Origin of the sequence: Catellatospora sp. TT07R-123, assembly GCF_018327705.1 — a bacterium.
Taxonomy (GTDB): domain Bacteria; phylum Actinomycetota; class Actinomycetes; order Mycobacteriales; family Micromonosporaceae; genus Catellatospora.
This window is the reverse complement of the sequence record NZ_BNEM01000001.1, coordinates 4,593,448-4,612,357: the sequence shown is the minus strand read 5'-3', so window position 1 is coordinate 4,612,357 and position 18,910 is coordinate 4,593,448. Positions and strand designations below refer to the sequence as shown.

The 18,910-nt window shown below is 71.0% G+C and carries 17 protein-coding genes; 14 read left to right on the top strand and 3 right to left on the bottom strand.

Annotated elements, in window-relative coordinates:
- Nucleotides 1-27: 27 nt before the first annotated feature.
- The 6 genes from Cs7R123_RS20025 (at nt 28) to Cs7R123_RS20000 (ending at nt 6,032) form a co-directional block, all read left to right on the top strand.
- Entirely contained in the window at nt 28-1,107 is a 1,080-nt protein-coding gene (locus tag Cs7R123_RS20025) for an inositol-3-phosphate synthase (protein ID WP_212828561.1), read from the top strand.
- A gap of 188 nt (nt 1,108-1,295) precedes the next feature.
- On the top strand, nt 1,296-1,757 hold the full coding sequence (locus Cs7R123_RS20020; protein ID WP_212828560.1) for a DUF6584 family protein: 462 nt from the start codon (nt 1,296-1,298) through the stop codon (nt 1,755-1,757).
- A gap of 104 nt (nt 1,758-1,861) precedes the next feature.
- Nucleotides 1,862-2,359, top strand: coding sequence for a DUF6584 family protein (locus Cs7R123_RS20015; RefSeq protein WP_212828559.1), 498 nt, complete (start codon nt 1,862-1,864; stop codon nt 2,357-2,359).
- A gap of 190 nt (nt 2,360-2,549) precedes the next feature.
- Complete coding sequence (locus Cs7R123_RS20010; RefSeq protein ID WP_244871929.1) at nt 2,550-3,053, top strand: hypothetical protein; 504 nt, start codon at nt 2,550-2,552, stop codon at nt 3,051-3,053.
- A 55-nt stretch (nt 3,054-3,108) separates the two neighbouring features.
- On the top strand, nt 3,109-4,584 hold the full coding sequence (locus Cs7R123_RS20005) for a flotillin family protein (protein WP_212828556.1): 1,476 nt from the start codon (nt 3,109-3,111) through the stop codon (nt 4,582-4,584).
- Between the two features lie 119 nt (nt 4,585-4,703).
- Nucleotides 4,704-6,032 (top strand): MFS transporter, encoded by a 1,329-nt coding sequence (locus tag Cs7R123_RS20000; RefSeq protein WP_212828554.1) that lies wholly within the window; start codon nt 4,704-4,706, stop codon nt 6,030-6,032.
- A gap of 21 nt (nt 6,033-6,053) precedes the next feature.
- Here Cs7R123_RS20000 and Cs7R123_RS19995 read toward each other — a convergent pair whose 3' ends face one another.
- A complete protein-coding gene (locus Cs7R123_RS19995; protein ID WP_212828552.1) occupies nt 6,054-7,502 on the bottom strand; it encodes a CCA tRNA nucleotidyltransferase in 1,449 nt (482 codons plus the stop codon).
- Between the two features lie 58 nt (nt 7,503-7,560).
- Here Cs7R123_RS19995 and murJ point away from each other — a divergent pair, with 58 nt between their 5' ends.
- Nucleotides 7,561-9,300 (top strand): murein biosynthesis integral membrane protein MurJ, encoded by a 1,740-nt coding sequence (gene murJ / locus Cs7R123_RS19990; RefSeq protein ID WP_212828551.1) that lies wholly within the window; start codon nt 7,561-7,563, stop codon nt 9,298-9,300.
- Between the two features lie 15 nt (nt 9,301-9,315).
- Here murJ and Cs7R123_RS19985 read toward each other — a convergent pair whose 3' ends face one another.
- Nucleotides 9,316-10,839 carry a helicase HerA-like domain-containing protein gene (locus Cs7R123_RS19985; protein ID WP_244871928.1) on the bottom strand — a complete coding sequence of 508 codons (1,524 nt, stop codon included), beginning with the start codon at nt 10,837-10,839 and terminating at the stop codon, nt 9,316-9,318.
- 268 nt (nt 10,840-11,107) lie between these two features.
- Here Cs7R123_RS19985 and Cs7R123_RS19980 point away from each other — a divergent pair, with 268 nt between their 5' ends.
- The 7 genes from Cs7R123_RS19980 to Cs7R123_RS19950 all read left to right on the top strand — a co-directional run bounded on the left by Cs7R123_RS19980 (nt 11,108) and on the right by Cs7R123_RS19950 (nt 18,089).
- Nucleotides 11,108-12,607 carry a protein kinase family protein gene (locus tag Cs7R123_RS19980; protein ID WP_212828550.1) on the top strand — a complete coding sequence of 500 codons (1,500 nt, stop codon included), beginning with the start codon at nt 11,108-11,110 and terminating at the stop codon, nt 12,605-12,607.
- Nucleotides 12,604-13,257 (top strand): RNA polymerase sigma factor SigM, encoded by a 654-nt coding sequence (sigM, locus tag Cs7R123_RS19975; RefSeq protein WP_212828549.1) that lies wholly within the window; start codon nt 12,604-12,606, stop codon nt 13,255-13,257. Before Cs7R123_RS19980 ends, sigM begins: the two co-directional genes overlap by 4 nt.
- Nucleotides 13,257-14,114 carry a hypothetical protein gene (locus Cs7R123_RS19970; protein ID WP_212828544.1) on the top strand — a complete coding sequence of 286 codons (858 nt, stop codon included), beginning with the start codon at nt 13,257-13,259 and terminating at the stop codon, nt 14,112-14,114. Before sigM ends, Cs7R123_RS19970 begins: the two co-directional genes overlap by 1 nt.
- A 107-nt stretch (nt 14,115-14,221) precedes the next feature.
- A complete protein-coding gene (gene trxB, locus Cs7R123_RS19965; protein ID WP_212828542.1) occupies nt 14,222-15,145 on the top strand; it encodes a thioredoxin-disulfide reductase in 924 nt (307 codons plus the stop codon).
- A 78-nt stretch (nt 15,146-15,223) separates the two neighbouring features.
- Nucleotides 15,224-15,544 (top strand): thioredoxin, encoded by a 321-nt coding sequence (gene trxA / locus Cs7R123_RS19960; RefSeq protein WP_212828540.1) that lies wholly within the window; start codon nt 15,224-15,226, stop codon nt 15,542-15,544.
- 149 nt (nt 15,545-15,693) lie between these two features.
- Entirely contained in the window at nt 15,694-16,857 is a 1,164-nt protein-coding gene (locus Cs7R123_RS19955) for an N-acetylmuramoyl-L-alanine amidase (protein WP_212828538.1), read from the top strand.
- Nucleotides 16,854-18,089, top strand: a complete 1,236-nt coding sequence (locus tag Cs7R123_RS19950; RefSeq protein ID WP_212828536.1) for a DUF2786 domain-containing protein — start codon at nt 16,854-16,856, stop codon at nt 18,087-18,089. The genes Cs7R123_RS19955 and Cs7R123_RS19950 overlap by 4 nt, the downstream gene beginning before the upstream one ends.
- Here the strand turns inward: Cs7R123_RS19950 and Cs7R123_RS19945 are convergent.
- Entirely contained in the window at nt 18,086-18,754 is a 669-nt protein-coding gene (locus Cs7R123_RS19945; RefSeq protein WP_212828535.1) for a GNAT family N-acetyltransferase, read from the bottom strand. The two genes, Cs7R123_RS19950 and Cs7R123_RS19945, sit on opposite strands and share 4 nt — an antisense overlap.
- Between the last annotated feature and the right edge of the window lie 156 nt (nt 18,755-18,910).

The window sequence follows — 18,910 nt, the reverse complement described above, 5'->3', positions numbered from 1 at the left end:
CTGAAGATTGAGAAGGAGGCAGGAGCTATGGGCTCCGTCCGCGTTGCCATCGTAGGTGTGGGTAACTGCGCCTCGTCCCTGATCCAGGGCGTGGAGTACTACCGCGACGCCGATCCCGCCGACCGCGTGCCCGGCCTGATGCACGTCGACTTCGGCGGCTACCACGTCCGCGACGTCGAGTTCGTCGCCGCCTTCGACGTGGACGCGAAGAAGGTCGGCCGGGACCTGGCCGAGGCCATCGTCGCCAGCGAGAACAACACCATCAAGCTGTGCGACGTGCCGCCGACCGGTGTCACCGTGCACCGCGGCCCGACCTTCGACGGCCTGGGCCAGTACTACCGCGAGATGATCGAGGAGTCTGACGACGCCCCGGTCGACGTGGTGAAGGTCCTCAAGGACGCCAAGGTGGACGTCGTGGTGGCGTACCTGCCGGTCGGCTCCGAGCAGGCGGACAAGTTCTACGCCCAGGCGGCGATCGACGCGGGCTGCGCCTTCGTCAACGCGCTGCCGGTCTTCATCGCCTCCGACCCGGTGTGGGCCAAGAAGTTCGAGGACGCCGGGCTGCCGATCGTCGGTGACGACATCAAGAGCCAGGTCGGCGCCACCATCGTGCACCGCGCGCTGGCCAAGCTGTTCGAGGACCGCGGCGTCGAGCTGCTGCGCACCTACCAGCTGAACTTCGGCGGCAACATGGACTTCATGAACATGCTGGAGCGCAAGCGCCTGGTCTCGAAGAAGATCTCGAAGACGCAGTCGGTGACCTCGCAGATCCCGCATGAGATGACCAAGGGCGATGTGCACATCGGGCCGTCGGACCACGTGCCGTGGCTGGACGACCGCAAGTGGGCCTACATCCGCCTGGAGGGCCGCTCGTTCGGCGACACCCCGCTGAACGCCGAGCTCAAGCTTGAGGTGTGGGACTCGCCGAACTCGGCCGGCGTCATCATCGACGCGGTGCGCGCCGCGAAGATCGCGCTGGACCGCAAGATCGGCGGCCCGATCCTGTCCGCTTCGAGCTACTTCATGAAGTCGCCGCCGGTGCAGTACAGCGACCACGACGCCCACCAGGCCGTCGAGGGCTTCATCAAGGGCACGGTAAATCGTTGATTTCGTAGCCCGCACATGAAGATGTGAGCGGGATTACTCACTCAACCGACGATGGCCTATCTGCTGCGGAAATTGACGAACGTCACGCGGCAGATAGGCCTTCATCTGTGGTAAATGGCCGCTGACGTTCCAGTTCTGGGCATGCTCAGCGTATGGACCCGGTGCCCCAGAGTATGCATAGTGAAGCCATGGGTAAGTCAGATCTCATGGACCGGGTGGCCGAGGATCTAACCAGAGGCCATACCTACCCGGCGATCCAGCGCATGCACAGCCTGGTCGCCGCGCACCCCACCGACCTCGATCTGCGGCGCAGGCTGGCCGCGATCTACCGGGCCACCGGCAACGCCGTCGAAGCCGGCCGCTGGTCCTACCTGGACGAATCCGCCGACCCGGCCGAACTGGCCGCGTTCGAGACCCGGTACCCGCCGCACCGCCGCCTCGACGCGCTGCGCTGGCCCGCCGGAGCCCAGGCCCCCACCGACATCTCCCGCGTACGGCTGGCACCCCTGCACGCCGCCGCCGGCGCCGCGGCACCGGCCGCGCCGCACGGTCCACGCCGGCTCACCACCGCGGCGGCGGTCGCCGCCCTGGTCGCGCTGGCTCTGCTCGCCGTCGTCGGCGCCCAGACCGTGCTGGAGTGGCTGCTCTGACAGGACGGGGCTGCTGCCAATGAGGCCGGCCCCCTCAATTTTCTGTGACCCGGCCGTTATAAATGCCTCTGGCGTGAGGGGCACCAGTCCATAAGGATCAGGGCGTGGCAAAGGCGGACGTACTCGCCCGGGTGCGCGCCGATCTCGCGGCCGGGCATACCCACGTGGCTGTTCAGCGACTGCGGACGCTGCTCGCGGTGCTGCCCAACGACCTGGAGGTCCGCGCGCTGCTGACCTCCGTCTACCGGCAGACGGGCAATCCCGTCGAGGCGGGCCGCTGGGGCTTCCTGACCGAAGAGGTACGGGAATCCGAGCTCGCCGCGTTCGCCAAGGCCAATCCGGACCCGTGGCAGCGCCTGCGCCTGCTGCACTTCGACGGCGACCCGGTCGGCCTGTCCGAGGCCGCCGCGCAGCGCCTCGTGCAGCTCGCCGACGAGGCCGAGAAGTCCGGTCCGCCCACCCGATGGGTCGGGTCGTACCGGGCGCCCGCCAAGTCCCGCGGCGTGGCTCTGCCGTGCCTGTTCACCACCGTCATCCTGGCCGTGGCCCTGGCGCTGGTCGGCATCGGCGCCTGGAAGATCATGGGCTACCTGCTGGAGTAGCTGTGCTGCTGGCGCCCGCCTCCGCGGGCGCGGTCCGCTCGCCTTTCAGGCGGCGTCTTCCCTCGTCGCTGCCGAGCCTTTGGCTCGGGCACGCTCCTCAGTCCAGACGCCGCCGGCGAGCGGACGGGGCGGTGGGCACGTGTGGGGCGTGCGGGCTGGGGATTTGCGGGCGGGGGCTACCTTTCGGGCCGTGGGTACCGCGACGCTGATCTTCCTGGTCATCGGGGCCATGGGCATCGTCCTGGCTGCGATCGCCATTCTCGGTGGCGACCTGCTCGACCTCGGTGACGGGTTCGTCTCCACCGAGCTCGTGGCCGCGTTCGTCGGCGGGTTCGGGTTCGCCGCCGCCATCCTCAACGAGCTGATCGGCGGCGACGTCAGCCTGGTCGTGGTGCTCACGCTGGGCCTGGTCTCGGCGGTGCCGGTCGCGGTGCTGACGGGACTGCTGGCGCACCGCCTCGGCGACATGCCCACCGACGGCACCCCCACCCGGGCCGACCTCGTCGGCACCCGCGGCGTCGTGGTGACCCCCGTGCCCGCAGGCGGTTACGGCGAGGTCCGCGTACGCATCGGCGGGCAGCCGGTGAAGCTGGGCGCCCGCGCCGACCGGCCCGTGGCGCTGGGGACGAAAGTCCTGGTCATCGAGGCCATCAGCGACACCAGCGTGTTCGTCCGAGAACTGCCTGAGCAATAATTCGGTCCCCCTCCCGCGGCACGCCTGCGCGACCGCCCCTGTCAGAAGGAAGGCAATGTCACCCCTCTACATCGCGATCGGCGGCGGCGTACTGCTGCTGCTCCTGATCGTCCTGTTCGTGCTGTCCCGGATCAAGGTCGCCGGACCCAACGAGGCGTTCATCGTGACCGGCCGCAAGGGCCGCCGGATCGAGACCGCCGACGGCGTCCGCTCCACCGATCTGTCCGGCCAGAAGGTCGTCATGGGCGCCTCGGTGTTCGTGCTTCCGGTCGTCCAGAAGCTCCAGGTGCTCGACCTGTCCAGCCGGCGCATCCACGTCGAGATCACCGGTGCGGTCAGCAAGCAGGGCATCCGCGCCAACCTCCAGGGCGTCGCGATCGTGAAGGTCGGCGGCACCGAGGACGCCATCCGCGCCGCCGCCCAGCGCTTCCTGCACCAGCAGGCGGAGATCGAGGAGTTCACCCGCGAGGTCCTCGCCGGTGCGCTGCGCTCGATCGTCGGCCGCCTCACCATCGAGGAGATCATCCGGGACCGGGCCGCGTTCGCCAGCGCGGTGGCCGAGGAAGCCGAGCACTCGATGACCAACCAGGGTCTGGTGCTCGACACGTTCCAGTTGCAGGACATCCTGGCCGAGGGGTCATACCTCCAGGACCTGGGCCGGCCGGAGGCCGCCCGGGTGCTCAAGGACGCCGCCATCGCCGAGGCGGTGGCCCGCCAGCAGGCCGAGCAGGCACGACTGCTGTCCGAGGAGTCGATCGCCGAGGCGCAGCGGAACCTGGCCCTGAAGCAGGCCGGGATCCAGGCCGAGATCGACGCCGCCAAGGCCGTCTCCGCCGCAGCGGGTCCGCTGGCCGAGGCCGAGCGGCAGCAGATCATCATCGCCGAGCAGCGCAAGGTCGCCGAGCAGAACGCCGAGCTCAAGCAGCGCCAGCTCGACACCGAGGTGCGCAAGCCCGCCGACGCGGCGCGATACAAGGTCGAGCAGGAGGCCGAGGCCGACCGCAACGCCCGGGTCCTCGCCGCGGACGCGTCCCGCCAGGCGACCATCGCCGCCGCGCAGGCCAACGCCGAGCAGGCCCGCCTCACGGGTGAGGGCGAGCGGGCACGGCGTGCCGCGCTGGCCGAGGCGAACGCCATCGAGGGTGCCAAGGAAGGTGAGGCGGAGCAGCGCCGCCGTTCGGCCATCGCGGAGGCGGTCGAGCGCGAAGGTGCTGCCAACGCCGCGGCGATCCTGGCCACGGGGCAGTCCGAGGCCGAGGCGATGCGTCTGAAGGCCGAGGCGTTCGCCCAGTACAACGAGGCGGCTGTGCTCGACCTGCTGGTCAAGGTGCTGCCGCAGGTGGTGGCCGCGGCGGCCGCGCCGATGAGCGCCATCGACAAGATGACCGTGATCTCCACCGACGGTGCCAGCTCGCTGACCAAGTCGGTCGCCAGCAACGTGGCGCAGGGCCTCCAGCTCGGCACGGACCTCACCGGGATCGATCTGCCGGCGCTGCTGGCCAAGGTCACCGGGGCGGCCCGCGAGAGCTGAGCCTCCCGCTCCGCACAGGGCCGGCGTCTCCCGCTGTAGGGCGGGGGCGCCGGCCCCGTTCACTCCGGGGCGCGGTTGCGTTCACGTACCGCCGCCCGAACCCACGTAGGGTGGGTGACGTGCCGCACCCCGTGATCCCGAACACGACCGCCAGTTCCGCGCCGGTCGCGTCCTCGCGCGCGATCCTGGCCGGCGGACCGTTCCGGCGGCTGCTGGCGGTGCGGCTGACCAGCCAGATCGCCGACGGGTGGTTCCAGGCGGGTCTGGGCGGGGCGCTGCTGTTCAACCCGGAGAAGCAGACCAGCCCGGTGGCGATCGCGGCCGGGTTCGCCATCCTGCTGCTGCCGTACTCGCTGCTCGGCCCGTATGTCGGCGTGCTGCTGGACCGCTGGGACCGCCGCGCCTCGCTCTCGTTCGCCAACATCGCCCGCGCGGTGATGGTGGTCCCGTGCGCGGCGCTGCTGTGGTCCGGGCTGCAGGGCGTCGGGTTCGCGGTCTCCGCGCTGATCGTCATCGCCATCAACCGGTTCTTCCTGGCCGGGCTGTCCGCCGCGCTGCCGCACGTGGTCGATGACCGCAAGCTCGTCCCGGCCAACGCGCTCGCCTCGACGCTGGGCACGATCTGCTACTCGACCGGGCTGTTCAGCTCGGCGGTCGTGATCGGTTTCCACCTCGTCGGCGGCGACCGCCACGGGTACGGCCTGATCAGCGCCTCGGCCGCGATCGGCTACCTGCTGTCCGGCCTGCTCGCGCGGGTGCTGTTCCGGGCCGGTGAGCTGGGCCCGCTGGCGGGGGAGCGGCGCACCGGCAGCCTGGCGCAGGCCCTGGTCGAGGTGTTCCGGGGGATGGTCGCGGGTGCGCGCCACCTGGCCGGGCGCCGCAAGGCGGCCGAGGTGATGCTGCTCCAGGCGGGCTACCGCTACCTGTACGGCGTGCTCACGCTGGCCACGCTGCTGCTGTACAGCCGGTACTTCGGCAACAGCACGGACCGGGCCGGGCAGTCGCTGCTGTCGCTGGGGCTGGTGGTGATCCTCGGCGCGGCCGGAGTCGCCCTGGCCGCGGTCGTCACACCCCTGGCGGTGCGCTGGTGGGACGGGCGGCGCTGGCTCATCGCCGTGGTCGCGGGCGTCGGCGTGGTGGTGCTGGTGTTCGGCCTGCCGTTCCGGCAGACGCCGCTGCTGGTGGCTGTCTTCCTCATCAACGTCGCGGCGCAGAGCATCAAGATCATCGTGGATGCGACGTTGCAGCACGAATGCGAAGACGCCTACCGCGGACGCATCTTCAGCGTTAACGACACCCTGTTCAACCTGCTCTGGGTGGGCGGCCTGTTCACCGCCGCGCTGATCCTGCCCCCCAACGGCAAGTCCTTCGTCGGCCTGGTCGCGACCGCTCTCGGCTTCGTACTGCTCTCCGTCTGGTACGCCGCGGTCAGCCGCCGCCCGGCCTGACCGCACGGCACGCCACGGTGGTCAGGCGTGGGGGAGGATGCCCTCGGCGCGGGCCCAGCGCTGGAGTTCGGCCTCGGCCGCGTCGCGGTCGAGCGGGCCGTGTTCCAGGCGCAGCTCCTTGAGGTGCTTCCAGGCGCGGCCGACGATCGGGCCCGGCGGCACGCCGAGCAGCTCCATGATCGCGTTGCCGTCCAGGTCCGGGCGCACCCGGGCCAGGTCCTCGGCCTCCTGCAACTGCGCGATGCGCTGCTCCAGCGCGTCGTAGTCGGCCGCGAGCTGGGACGCCTTGCGCCTGTTGCGGGTGGTGCAGTCGGAACGGGTGAGCTTGTGCAGCCGTGCGAGCTGGTCCGCGGCGTCGGTGACGTACCGGCGGACCGCCGAGTCGGTCCACTCGCCCCGGCCGTACCCGTAGAAGCGGAGGTGCAGTGCGACGAGCTGAACGACGGGCGTGATGACGTCCTTGGGGAACTTCATCAGCTTGAGGCGGGACTTCGCGAGGCGGGCGCCGACCATCTCGTGGTGGTGGAAGCTCACGCCGCCGTCGGCGCCCACCGCCTTGGTGGCGGGCTTGCCGATGTCGTGCAGCAGGGCGGCCAGGCGCAGCACGAGGTCGGGGCCGCCGTCGGCGGTGTCGAACCCGACCGCGTTGGCGACCACCTTGAGCGTGTGCTCGTAGACGTCCTTGTGCTGGGCGTGCTCGTCGATCTCCAGCTTGAGCCCGGCCAGCTCGGGCAGGAACTGGTCGGCCAGGCCGGTGTCGACCAGCAGCCGCAGGCCGGTGACCGGGTCGGCGCCGAGCATCAGCTTGCCGAACTCGTCGCGGATGCGCTCGGCGGTGATCCGCTGAAGGTCGGCCGACATCCGCTCCATCGCCTCGACCACGGACGGCTCCAGGGTGAAGCGCAGCTGCGCGGCGAAGCGGGCCGCGCGCAGCATGCGCAGCGGGTCGTCGCCGAACGACTGCTGCGGCGTGCCGGGGGTACGGATCACCCGCGCCGCCAGGTCCTGCAACCCGCCGAACGGGTCGGCGAACTCATGGCCGGGCAGGCTGACCGCCATCGCGTTGACCGTGAAGTCGCGGCGCACCAGGTCGTCATGCAGGCTCGTGCCGTACTGCACCTGCGGGTTGCGGCTGATCCCGTCGTAGGACTCCGCCCGGTACGTCGTGATCTCCAGCCGGAGGCCGGAGCGCTGGGCGCCGATGGTGCCGAACTCGCGACCGGTCTCCCAGGTCGCCTCGGCCCAGCCCTTCACGATGCGCAGGGTCTCGTCCGGGTGCGCGTCGGTGCAGAAGTCGAGGTCGTCACCGAGCCGCCCGAGCAGGGCGTCACGGACGGAACCGCCCACGAGGTGCAGTTCGTGACCGGCCTTGGCGAACCGGCGGCCCAGTTCGTCGGCGACGGGGGAGACGCGCAGCAGTTCGGCGACGGCGTTGCGCTGGGCTTCGGAGAGCGGAGTGGAGGGCGACATCGATCATCCAGCCTACTTGGCGGGCTGCTCAGCCCGATTCGCAGGTATGGTGCATGCCATGACCGCCCCCGATCGCCTCCCCCCGGTCGACGCCGCCGATCACACCGCCGTGCTGCCACGGCTGGTGTCAGACGGGCTGCCCGCCGAGGAGCTGGAGGCCGCGGCCGAGCCCAGCTTCGAGGAGGAGCACAAGGGCGCGGCCGGGAACTCGATGCTGATGGCGGTCGGCTCGCTGGTCAGCCGGGGCACGGGCTTCCTGCGTACGGCGGTGCTGACGGCCGCGATCGGCACCGAGGTGCTGGGCGACACGTACACCACGGCGCAGATCTTCCCGGGCATGATCTACGAGCTGCTGCTCGGCGGCATCCTGTCCAGCGTGCTGGTGCCGATGCTGGTCCGGTCGCGCAAGACCGACCCGGATCGGGGCGAGGCCTTCACGCAGCGCCTGCTCACGCTCACCATGATCGTGCTCGGCATCACCACCGTGCTCGCGGTGGTCTGCGCCCCGCTGCTGTCGCTGACCTACGCCAGCGGCAACCCGCAGGAGTACCGCGACCTGATCACGGCACTGTCGTACCTGATGCTGCCGACGATCTTCTTCTACGGCGTGACCGGCCTGTGCAGCGCCGTGCTGAACACCCGGGGCAGGTTCGGGCCGCCCATGTGGTCCCCGATCCTGAACAACATCGTGGTGATCGGCACCGGCATCGCGTTCATGGTCATCTACCACGACAAGCCGGTCACCGACCCCACCCAGGTGACCCGCGGCGAGATCCTGCTGCTCGGCGGCGGTGTGCTGCTCGGCATCCTGGTCCAGTCGTTCGGCCTGCTGCCGGCGCTGCGCAAGGTGGGCTTCCGCTGGCGGCTGCGGTTCGGCTTCCGCGAGCTCGGCCTGCGGCGGCTGGCCCGCATCGGCGGCTGGATGCTCTGCTACGTGATCGTCAACCAGGTCGCGCTGCTGGTGATGACGAACCTGCTCAACCGCGGCCAGAAGCACGGCCCCGGCCCGATGATCTACAACAACGTCTTCCTGCTGATGATGATGGCGCACGGCATCATCGCCGTCTCGATCATCACGGCGCTGCTGCCCCGGATGAGCGCCGCCGCCGCCGACGGCCGGGCGCACGACATCGCGGCCGACCTGAGCCGCGGCATCCGCATGGTCTCCGTCGTCATCGCCCCCATCGCGGTCACCTACGCCGTGCTGGCGCTGCCGATCGCCATCGCGCTGTTCGAGCGCGGCGCCGTCGACCGCGAAGCCTCCATCCACACCGCGCCGGTGCTGATGGTGGCCGGGCTGGCCCTGCTGCCGTTCGCGATCAGCCAGCTGTTCAACTTCAGCTACTACTCGATGCAGGACACGAAGACCCCGGCCCTGATCAACCTGCCGGTGATCTCGCTGCGGCTGTCTTTGCAGCTCGGCTGGGTCGCCGCGTTCGCCATCGGCACCACGGCGGTCGGCATGATGTTCGGCAACGCCGTCTCGTACATCGCCGCCGCCCTGTTCTCGGCGGTGCTGCTCAAGCGCCGGATCGGCCTGATCGGCCTGCGCCGCATCTCGACGACCCTGGCCAAGGTGCTGGTCGCGGCGCTGGTCGCGGCGGCGGCCGGTTGGGGCAGCGTCAAGCTGCTCTACATGGGCGCCACCCAGAGCAGCGTGAGCAGCCTCACCGCGTGGGTCACGCTCATCTTCGGCGGCCTGATCATCTGCGGCGTGTACGGCGCGGTCACCCTCGCCCTGCGGGTCGAAGAGGTCCACGACGTCCTCGGCATGGTCCGCCGCCGCCTGGGGCGGTGATCCCCGTCCCGCGGGTCAGCGGCGGCGGCGGGTGCCGAAGATGCTGCGGATGATGGCGGTGCCGGCGGCGGCCGCGGCCGTGGTGAGCAGGCGCTTGGTGGTCTTGGAGCCGAGGATCTGCTCGGCGAGGTTGGGGTCCGGCTTGGGCTGGGCCTGCCGTCCGGCGGGCGGGGGAGCGGGCTGCGGCGGGGGAGCGGCGGCGGCGATCCGGGCGCTGAGGATCTCGTACGCCGACTCGCGGTCCACTGCCTGGCCGTACTTCGGCCCCAGCGGCGAGGCGGCCACCACCGCCCCGAGCACGGCCGGGTCGACCGCGGCCATCAGCGACTGCGGCGCCCGCAGCCGGGTCCAGGCGACCGGGGTCGGGGCGCCCTTCTCGTTCAGCACCGTGACGATCGCCTCACCCGTGCCGAGCTGGGTCAGCACCTGCTGCAGGTCGTAGTCCGACTTCGGGAACGTCGACACGGTCGCCTTGAGCGCCTTGGCGTCGTCGGGCGTGTACGCCCGCAGCGCGTGCTGCACCCGGTTGCCCAGCTGCGCCAGCACGTCGGCGTGGACGTCCTTCGGCGTCTGCGTGACGAAGAAGACACCTACTCCTTTGGAGCGGATCAGCCGCACCGTCTGGGTGATCGACTCCAGGAACGCCTTGGACGCGTCCTTGAACAGCAGGTGCGCCTCGTCGAAGAAGAAGACCAGCTTGGGCTTGTCGGGGTCGCCGACCTCGGGCAGCTCCTCGTACAGCTCGGCGAGCAGCCACATCAGGAAGGAGGAGAAGAGCGCGGGCTGGGCCACGACGCCGGGCAGCTCCAGGATCGTGACCATGCCGCGCCCGTCCGGAGCCAGCCGCAGCAGGTCGGTGGTCGCGAACTGGGGCTCGCCGAAGAACGCGTCGGCACCCGCGTCGCTGAACCCGATCAGCTCGCGCAGCAGCACCCCGGCGGTCTGCTTGGACAGCCCGCCCAGGTTCTTCAGCTCGGCGGCGCCCTCCTCGGACACCAGGTACTGGATCACCGCGCGGAGGTCCTTGACGTCGACCAGCGGCAGCGCCTTCTGGTCGGCGAAGTGGAAGACCAGGTTGAGCGAGGACTGCTGCACCTCGGTCAGCCCGAGCACCTTCGACAGCAGCAGCGGGCCGAAGTCGGTGACGGTCGCGCGCACGGGCACCCCGACGCCCCGGCCGCCCAGGGTCAGGAAATCGCACGGGTACGCCGTGGGCGCCCACGCCTGCCCCAGCTCGGCCATCCGCGCTGTGATCTTGTCGGACGGGGTCGCGGCGGCGGCCATACCGCTGACGTCGCCCTTGATGTCGGCGAGGAAGACCGGCACCCCGGCCGCGGACAGCTGCTCGGCCATGACCTGCAGGGTCTTGGTCTTGCCGGTGCCGGTGGCGCCCGCGACGAGCCCGTGCCGGTTGAGCATCGCCAGCGGGACCCGGATCGGGCACTGCGGATCGGCCTTGCCGTCGTCGAGCACGAGGGCACCGAGTTCGAGCCCGGGTCCCTCGAAGGCGTACCCGGCTCTGATCGCTTCAGCATCCATCAGCGCCCCCCGTCTGTTTCGCCCGATATGGAGGAAGCGTAGCCATTTTGTGTCCTACGCAGGGCGTATCTAGTCGGGCGGGTGGTATACGTTCGATTCCGAGAACGGGGCGCCTTACCGGTACGCCGATCCGTCGGATAGCTGTAAGGTCGCACTCGGCAACCGAGCGGAGCGCCTAGGCTCTCTAAGTAGCGGACGGCATTCCGGCGGCTTCGGCCGCAGCCGACGCCATCGATGCAACCACAGTGCTTCACGAGGGGGAGGACGGGTGACCCAGGTCGGCGAGGGTCCACGCGCGGCCGAGCCGGCGGCGGAAACCCGCGGCGGATTGTCGGTCGGCGACGTGCTGGCCGAGCGATACCGCCTGGAGGAGCACATCAACAACGACAGCGCCGGGCGCCAGGTGTGGCGCGGCGTGGACGTCGTGCTCCGGCGCCCCGTGGCCCTCGTGCTCCGGCGCCCCGGCGGTTCGTCCGCCGAGGAGATGCTGTCGGCGGCGGTCACCGCCAGCCGGGTCGTGCACCCCAATCTGATCGGCGTCTACGACGCCATCGACGAGGGCGACCAGGCCTACGTCGTCCGTGAGTGGATCGACGGCGTGGCCCTGCGCGACCTGGTCGCCGAGGACGGCCCGTTCGACGCCGAGCGCACCACCTCGGTGCTGCACGCGGTCGCCGACGCCGTCGCCGGACTGCACACCAGCGGCATGGCGCACGGCAACGTGCACCCCGGCACCGTGCTCGTCGCCAACGACAGCCGGGTCGTGCTCGCCGACGCCCGCGTCGACACGCACACCAGCACCGAGGCCGACGTACGCAGCCTGGGCGCGCTGGCCTACTTCATGCTCACCGGGCACTGGCCGGCCGAGGCCGGCAGATCCGCGCTGCCCGACGGCCGCCGCGACGGCACGGGTGCGCTGGTCGCCCCGCGCAACGTCCGCGCCGGAGTGCCGACCTACCTCGACGACCTGGTAATGGACCTGCTCGACGGCAAGCTCGCGCTGCCGACCGCCCACGTGCTCGCCTCCGAGCTGGCGCGGCTGGACACCGGCGAGCGGCTGCTGCTCGGCGGCAACGGCACGCTGCGCTTCGCCGACGAGGCCGCACCCGAGCCACCGGCGCGGGCGACCACGCCCAAGCTGCTCATCGCGGGCGGTGTCGCGGTGGCCCTGGTCATCGCCGGCCTGGTCTTCGCGATTCGGGCGCTCAGCTCCGGTGACGGCGACCCGCTCGCGCAGGCCACCGCCAGCGCCGGACCGCAGGCCACCGCCTCGGCCGCGCCGCAGCCGCACGCGCTGAAGCTGCGCGCCGACCAGGTCCGCATCGTCGACCCCAAGGGCGACCGTACCGAGACCAAGGACGCCGAGCTCGTCGTCGACGGCAACCTGAAGACGGCCTGGCAGACCAGCCGCTATTACAACCACTCGAACTTCGGCAACCAGAAGTCCGGCATGGGCATCCTGATCAAGCTGGACACCCCGGCGCTGGTCTCCAGCGTCAAGGTGCAGCTGACGGTGCCCGGCGCCTCCGCCGAACTTCGTACAGGCCTGGTCGACGCCCCGAGCACCAGCGCGGGCGACAAGACCATCGTCGACACGTACAAGCAGCTCGGTGAGGCGCTCGGCAAGGACTCCGGCACCACCATGGTGTTCCCGACCGACACCTCCGTGCCGTACCAGTTCCTCCTGGTCTGGATCACCGACCTGCCGCTGGAGACCGCGAACAAGTACCGGATCGGCGTGCAGGAGATCGTAGTCGAGGTGCAGTGAGCGGCCCGGATCTCCGTACCGACGAGGAGCTGCTGCACGCCCACGTCGCCGGTGACCCGGACGCCTTCGGCGTGCTGTTCCGCCGCCACCGCGATCGCCTCTGGGCGGTCGCGGTGCGCACGGTCAACGACCGCGAGGACGCCGCCGACGCGCTCCAGGAGGCGATGCTGTCGGCGCACCGCGCCGCGGCCCGGTTCCGGGGTGAGGCGGCGGTCACCACCTGGCTGCACCGCATCGTGGTCAACGCCTGCGTCGACCGGCTCCGGCGGCGCCAGACCCACGCCACCGTGCCGCTGCCCGGCCAGGCCGGACCCGACGAGGACGACCGGCACGGGGCCGGGCGGCACGAACCGGCCGCCCCGAGCACCGACCACGACACCGCGATGGTGGTCCGCGCCGCCCTGGCCGACCTGCCGTACGAGCAGCGCGCCGCGCTGGTCCTGGTGGACCTGCAGGGTTACTCGGTGGCCGAGGTCGCGACCATGATGGGAGTGGCGGAGGGCACCATCAAGAGCCGCTGCTCACGGGGGCGCGCCCGGCTGGCTGTGATGTTGGGCCACCTACGCAACCTCAGCGGCGACGGCGACGTCCGACCCGACACGGCCACACCGCCGCGCGACAGCCAGACCACGCCGAGAGGAGGCGCCTGATGAGCACGGTCGATCTCGATCTGCTCGCCGACTGGATGGACGGCGCTCTCGACGGCACCCCTGACGAGGCACGTGTCGGCGATCTCGTCGCCCACGACCCGGCCTGGGCCGAGGCCGCCGGCCTGATGCGGTCGGCGATGCCGCTGGTCTCGGCCGACCTGGCTCTGCTCGCCGCGACCCCCGAGCCCATGCCCGCCGACCTGGCGGCCCGCTTCGACGAGCTGCTGGCCGGGCCGCAGTTCGCGCCCGCACCCACCCCGGCGCCCCGGTCCGGCACCGGTGAGCGCACCCTGGACCGCCGTCCCGCCACCGCGGCCCGCCGCCGTCGCCGCTGGGCGGTGCCGGTGGGTGTCGCCGCGGCCGCGCTGGCGCTGGCAGGGATCACCCTGCCGCTGTCGCAGCTCGGCGGTGCCGGCAGCGCCGCCGACAGCGGGGCCGAGATGCCGGCCAGCGCCGAGCTTTCCTCGGCGCTGTATCGGCGGCTGTCCAGCGGCACGGACTACAACCGCTACACGGTGACCGACGACCTGCGCAACGGCATGCAGACGCCGCCGATGACGACGCTCAGCACGCCCGAGACGAAGTCCACGCCCGGGGACGCGTCGAGCTGGATGTCCCAGAACACGCCGCCGGAGCTGCGTCAGCTGGCCGAGTCGCAACCGGCGCTCGGGGGCTGCCTCAGCGCGGTGTCCGCCACGCTGCCCGGCACGGTGGAACTGGTCGACTTCGCCCGGTTCGAGGGGCGGCCCGCACTGGTCATCACGATGGCGACCACCACCGGGCGCTGGGTCGTGGTGGCCGGTCCGCAGTGCGGCGTGAACGGCTCTGACGAGCTGTTCCGGGTCGCGGCAGACTAGACACAGTGAGCTGACCCACCGCTGGGGTGGTAAAGGAATGCGCGCTCCGTACGATGGCGTTTCAGCCTGCGTCAGCACGGCGAATCGATCGCTAGGGAGCGCGTTTCGTGGAGAACGTCCGAAACCTGATCATCGTCGGCTCGGGTCCGGCCGGTTACACCGCCGCCGTATACGCCGCGCGCGCCAGCCTCAAGCCCCTGCTCATCGAGGGCGTCGAGTCCGGTGGCGCGCTGATGACGACCACTGAGATCGAGAACTTCCCCGGCTTCCCCGACGGCATCATGGGTCCCGAGCTGATGGACCAGATGCGCAAGCAGGCCGAGCGCTTCGGCACCGAGTTCATCACCGACAACGCGACCCGGGTGGAGCTGTCCGGCGAGATCAAGAGCGTGTGGGTCGGCGACACGGAGTACCGGGCGCGCGCCGTCATCCTGGCCACCGGTTCGGCCTGGCGCCCGCTGGGCGTGCCCGGCGAGCAGGAGCTGCTCGGCCACGGCGTGTCGTCCTGCGCGACCTGCGACGGCTTCTTCTTCCGCGGCCAGCGCATCGTGGTGGCCGGCGGCGGCGACTCGGCGATGGAGGAAGCCACGTTCCTCACCCGCTTCGCCGAGCACGTGACGATCATCCACCGCCGCGACGAGTTCCGCGCCAGCAAGATCATGGCCGAGCGCGCGCTGTCGAACGAGAAGATCTCGGTCGAGTGGAACACCGTGATCGACGAGATCCTCGGCGCCGACGGCAAGGTCTCCGGCGTACGCGTGCACAACGTGATCACCGGCGAGTCCCGCGAGCTGCCCGTCAGCGGCGTCTTCGTCGCCATCGGCCACGACCCGCGCAGCCAGATGTTCGTCGGCCAGGTCGACCTGGACGACGAGGGCTACGTGAAGGTCGACGCGCCGAGCACCCGTACCAGCATCCCCGGCGTCTTCGCCGCGGGCGACCTGGTCGACCACACCTACCGCCAGGCCATCACCGCCTCCGGCACCGGCTGCACCGCGGCCCTGGACGCTGAGCGGTTCCTTGCGCACTAGTGCGCGACGGGCCGGAGAGCGCTGTCTGGCCCCCTGAGACAGGCTTCAAGTAGAGATCTGAGATAGGAGAGACGCGAGATGGGATCCAAGGCGGTCACCGACGCCTCGTTCGTCGCCGACGTGCTGCAGTCCGACAAGCCGGTCCTGGTGGACTTCTGGGCTGAATGGTGCGGCCCGTGCCGCAAGGTCGCCCCGGTGCTGGAGGAGATCGCCAGCGAGATGAAGGACCAGGTCACCATCGTCAAGCTCGACATCGACGCCAACCCGGAGACCGCACGGGCCTACCGGGTCATGTCGGTCCCGACGCTCACCCTGTTCAAGGGTGGTCAGCCGGTGCAGTCGGTCGCGGGCGCCCGCCCGAAGGGCGACATCGTCCGCCTGATCGAGTCCGCTCTCTGACACTGTTTTCCGAGGCCCCGGGCTTACGCTCGGGGCCTCGGCCTGTTACGGAGCCCCGGCACAGCTGTAACCGTGGCGCTCGTCACTGCCAGCCCGAGCGGCACGATAGGCTCCGGTGGCATTTGTGAGGTTTCTCTGGAGGTCCGCCTGTGCGAGCGATCAAGCGCGGTGAGCGGGGCCCTGCCGTCACCGAGATCCGGCAGATCCTGGTCACGCTCGGCCTGATGCCGCCCGCCCCCGACTCGGCCGAGGCCGACCATTTCAACGAGGCGACCGAGCGGGCCGTCCGGGCCTTCCAGCAGAGCCGTGGGCTGTCCGTCGACGGCGAGGTCGGCGCGGAGACCTGGCGGGCGCTGGACGCCGCGAGATGGACGCTGGGCGCCCGCACGCTGTATTACAGCGTCTCCAACCCGCTGCGCGGCGACGACGTGCGCCAGTTGCAGGAGCGGCTGCTGGAGATGGGCTACGACGCCGGGCGCACCGATGGCACGTACGGGGCGCGCACCGCCAAGGCGCTGTCGGCGTTCCAGCGTGAGATGGGCCTAGTGCCCGACGGCTCCTGCGGCCCGCAGACCCTGCACATGCTGCGCCGGCTGGGGCGCAAGGTGACCGGCGGCTCGCCGCTGAAGCTGCGCGAGGAGTCGCTGTTCCGCGCCTCCGGACCGAGCCTGGTCGGCCGCCAGATCGTGATCGACCCCGGCCACGGCGGCTCCGACCCGGGCGTGGTCGTCCCCGACGGGCCCCTGCGCTGGACCGAGGCCGACCTCGCGTACGACCTGGCCACCCGGCTGGAGGGCCGCCTGGCCGCCGCCGGGATGCGGGTGCACCTGACCCGGGGCCCGCTGCCGATCGAGGCGCCCAGCGACGCCGACCGGGCGCAGCTGGCCAACGACCTCGCCGCCGACCTGCTGATCTCGCTGCACATCGACGGCCACCACAACCCGGAGGCCGACGGCGTCGCGACGTACCACTACGGCACCGGGGACGGCGTCACCTCGACGATGGGGGAGCGGCTGGCCGGGCTGGTGCAGCGCGAGATCGTGGCCCGCACCGGCCTGCGCAACTGCCACACCCACGCCAAGACGTGGGAGCTGCTGCGCTACACCCGCATGCCCGCGGTACGCGTCGACGTCGGCTACCTGACCTCGCCGAAGGACCGCGCGCAGCTCACCGACCCGATGTTCCGCGAGCGCGTGGTCGAGGCGATCGTCGCCGCCGTGCAGCGCATGTACTACCCGGCCGAGATCGACGTGAAGACCGGCACCATCGACGTCAGCCAGCTCCGCCTGGCCCTGGGAGAACTGAGCAAGTGACCGACTCCGGCCCCTCGCCGGTGGACTACGCGGAGCGCATGTTCCACGAGGCCGTGCTCTGCCTGCGCAATGGCGACGAGCGCCGCTACCGCCTGGTCCGCGGCCAGATCCTCACCTCCTCGCTCGGCGAGCAGGCTGTCGACGTCGCCATGCTGGTGCTGTTGGAGAAGGGTGTCCAGCGGGCCTGGAACGCCAACTGGCAGCCGGCCGAACTCGTCCGCGCGGTGCGGCGCACCTTCGACGCCACCGCCGCCCTGATCGTCACCGACGCGGCGGCCGGCCTGAGCAGAGCCTTCACCGCCGAACAGGTCGATCCGCGCTGGCAGGCCCAGCTCGACGAGCTGAACGCCGTCGCCTGGTGGAGCGACGACTTCGCCTATGCCCGCGAGTTCGTCACCACGCATCGGCTCGATCGCGGCGAGCTAGTTGACTACGTCGCCATGCTCGTGGAGCTGTTCCTGCGCCTGCCCCAGCTGGAGCTGGTCGTCCCGGCACCGGGCGCCGCCCCGCCGCGCCGGGTCCCGCGCCAGGCACGCCCGGGTGACGGGCAGGAGCGCCAGCTCGACCGCATCCGGGCGCTGCTGGCCAAGGCCGAGTCGACCACGTTCGAGGAGGAGGCCGAGGCGTTCACCGCCAAGGCGCAGGAACTGATGGCGCGGCACAGCATCGACGCCGCCCGGTTGGCGGCCGCCGAGGGCGGCACGGACGGGCCGGCAGTGCTGCGCATCCCGGTCGACAACCCGTACGAGCTGCCGAAGTGCCTGCTGTTGCAGGCTGTCGCCGAGGCCAACCGCTGCCACGCCGTGTTCATGAAGGAGTGGGGCCTGAGCACGGTCGTCGGGTTCGAGGCCGACCTGGAGGCGGTGGAGCTGCTGTTCACCTCGCTGCTGGTCCAGGCGACCCGCGCGATGACCGGCACCGGCCCGAGGGCCGACCGGTACGGCCGCAACAACACCCGCTCGTTCCGGCACTCGTTCCTCACCGCGTACGCGCAGCGCGTCGGCGAGCGGCTGACCCAGGCGACCGAGCAGGTCGACGCCGAGGTGGTGGCCGGAACCGACCTGGTGCCACTGCTGGCCGCACGGGCCGAGGCCGTCGACGCGGCGTTCGAGGCGCTGTTCCCCGAGCGCACCGGGCGCAGCGCGACCGTGAGCAACCGCGAGGGCTGGGACGCGGGGCTGGCCGCCGCCGACCGGGCGGAGCTGACGATGCGGCAGCGGCTGCCGCGCTAGTTGGTGGTGCCCCGCACGGCCGGACGGACGCCGGGGCGCAGCAGCTCGGGGCTCATCGAGCCGAGCAGCTTCTCCAACGCGTACTCGACGTCGGACTTCCAGGACAGGGCCGTGCGCAGGTCCATCCGCAGCCGCGGGTAGCGCGGGTGCGGCCGCACCGTCTTGAAGCCCACCGCCAGGAAGAAGTCGGCCGGGGCCAGGCAGCTGTTCTGCTGGTGCGCCTCGGCGTCGTGCTCGCCGAACTTGGCGTCGCCGAACGCCTCGATCGCCTTCACCCCGCGCTTGGTCAGGTCGCGGGCGACCGACTGGATCAGCACCCGGCCCAGGCCGCCCCCGGCGAACGCCGCGACCACGTGCGCGGTCATCAGCTGGACCGCGTCGGGGGAGACCGGCGAGGTGGGGAAGGCGTTGCCGCGCGGGACGTACATCGGCGGGGCGTAGAGGACGAAGGCGGCGGGCATGCCGTCGACATAGGCGATCTTGCCGCAGGAGCCCCACTCCAGCAGGGTCTGCGAGACCCACGCCTCCTTCTCCAGCCCCGGGTCGCCCGCAGCGCAGGCACGCTCGGCCGCGACCGGATCGAGCTCCCAGAACACGCAGCTGCGACAGCTCTTGGGCAGGTCCTCAAGAGTGTCGAGTGTCAGGTTGACCACTCTGCGTGACATGAACAGCTCCTGCTCCGAGAGCGGCGTGGCCGCATGCCGACACGAGCGGACCCGCGAACGGGCCCAACTCATAGACTTTACGCCCGACTTCTGCCCGACTGCACCCTATCCCGTCGGTTGGATTCGACCGAATGTCGGTTCAAGAGCGACTTTACC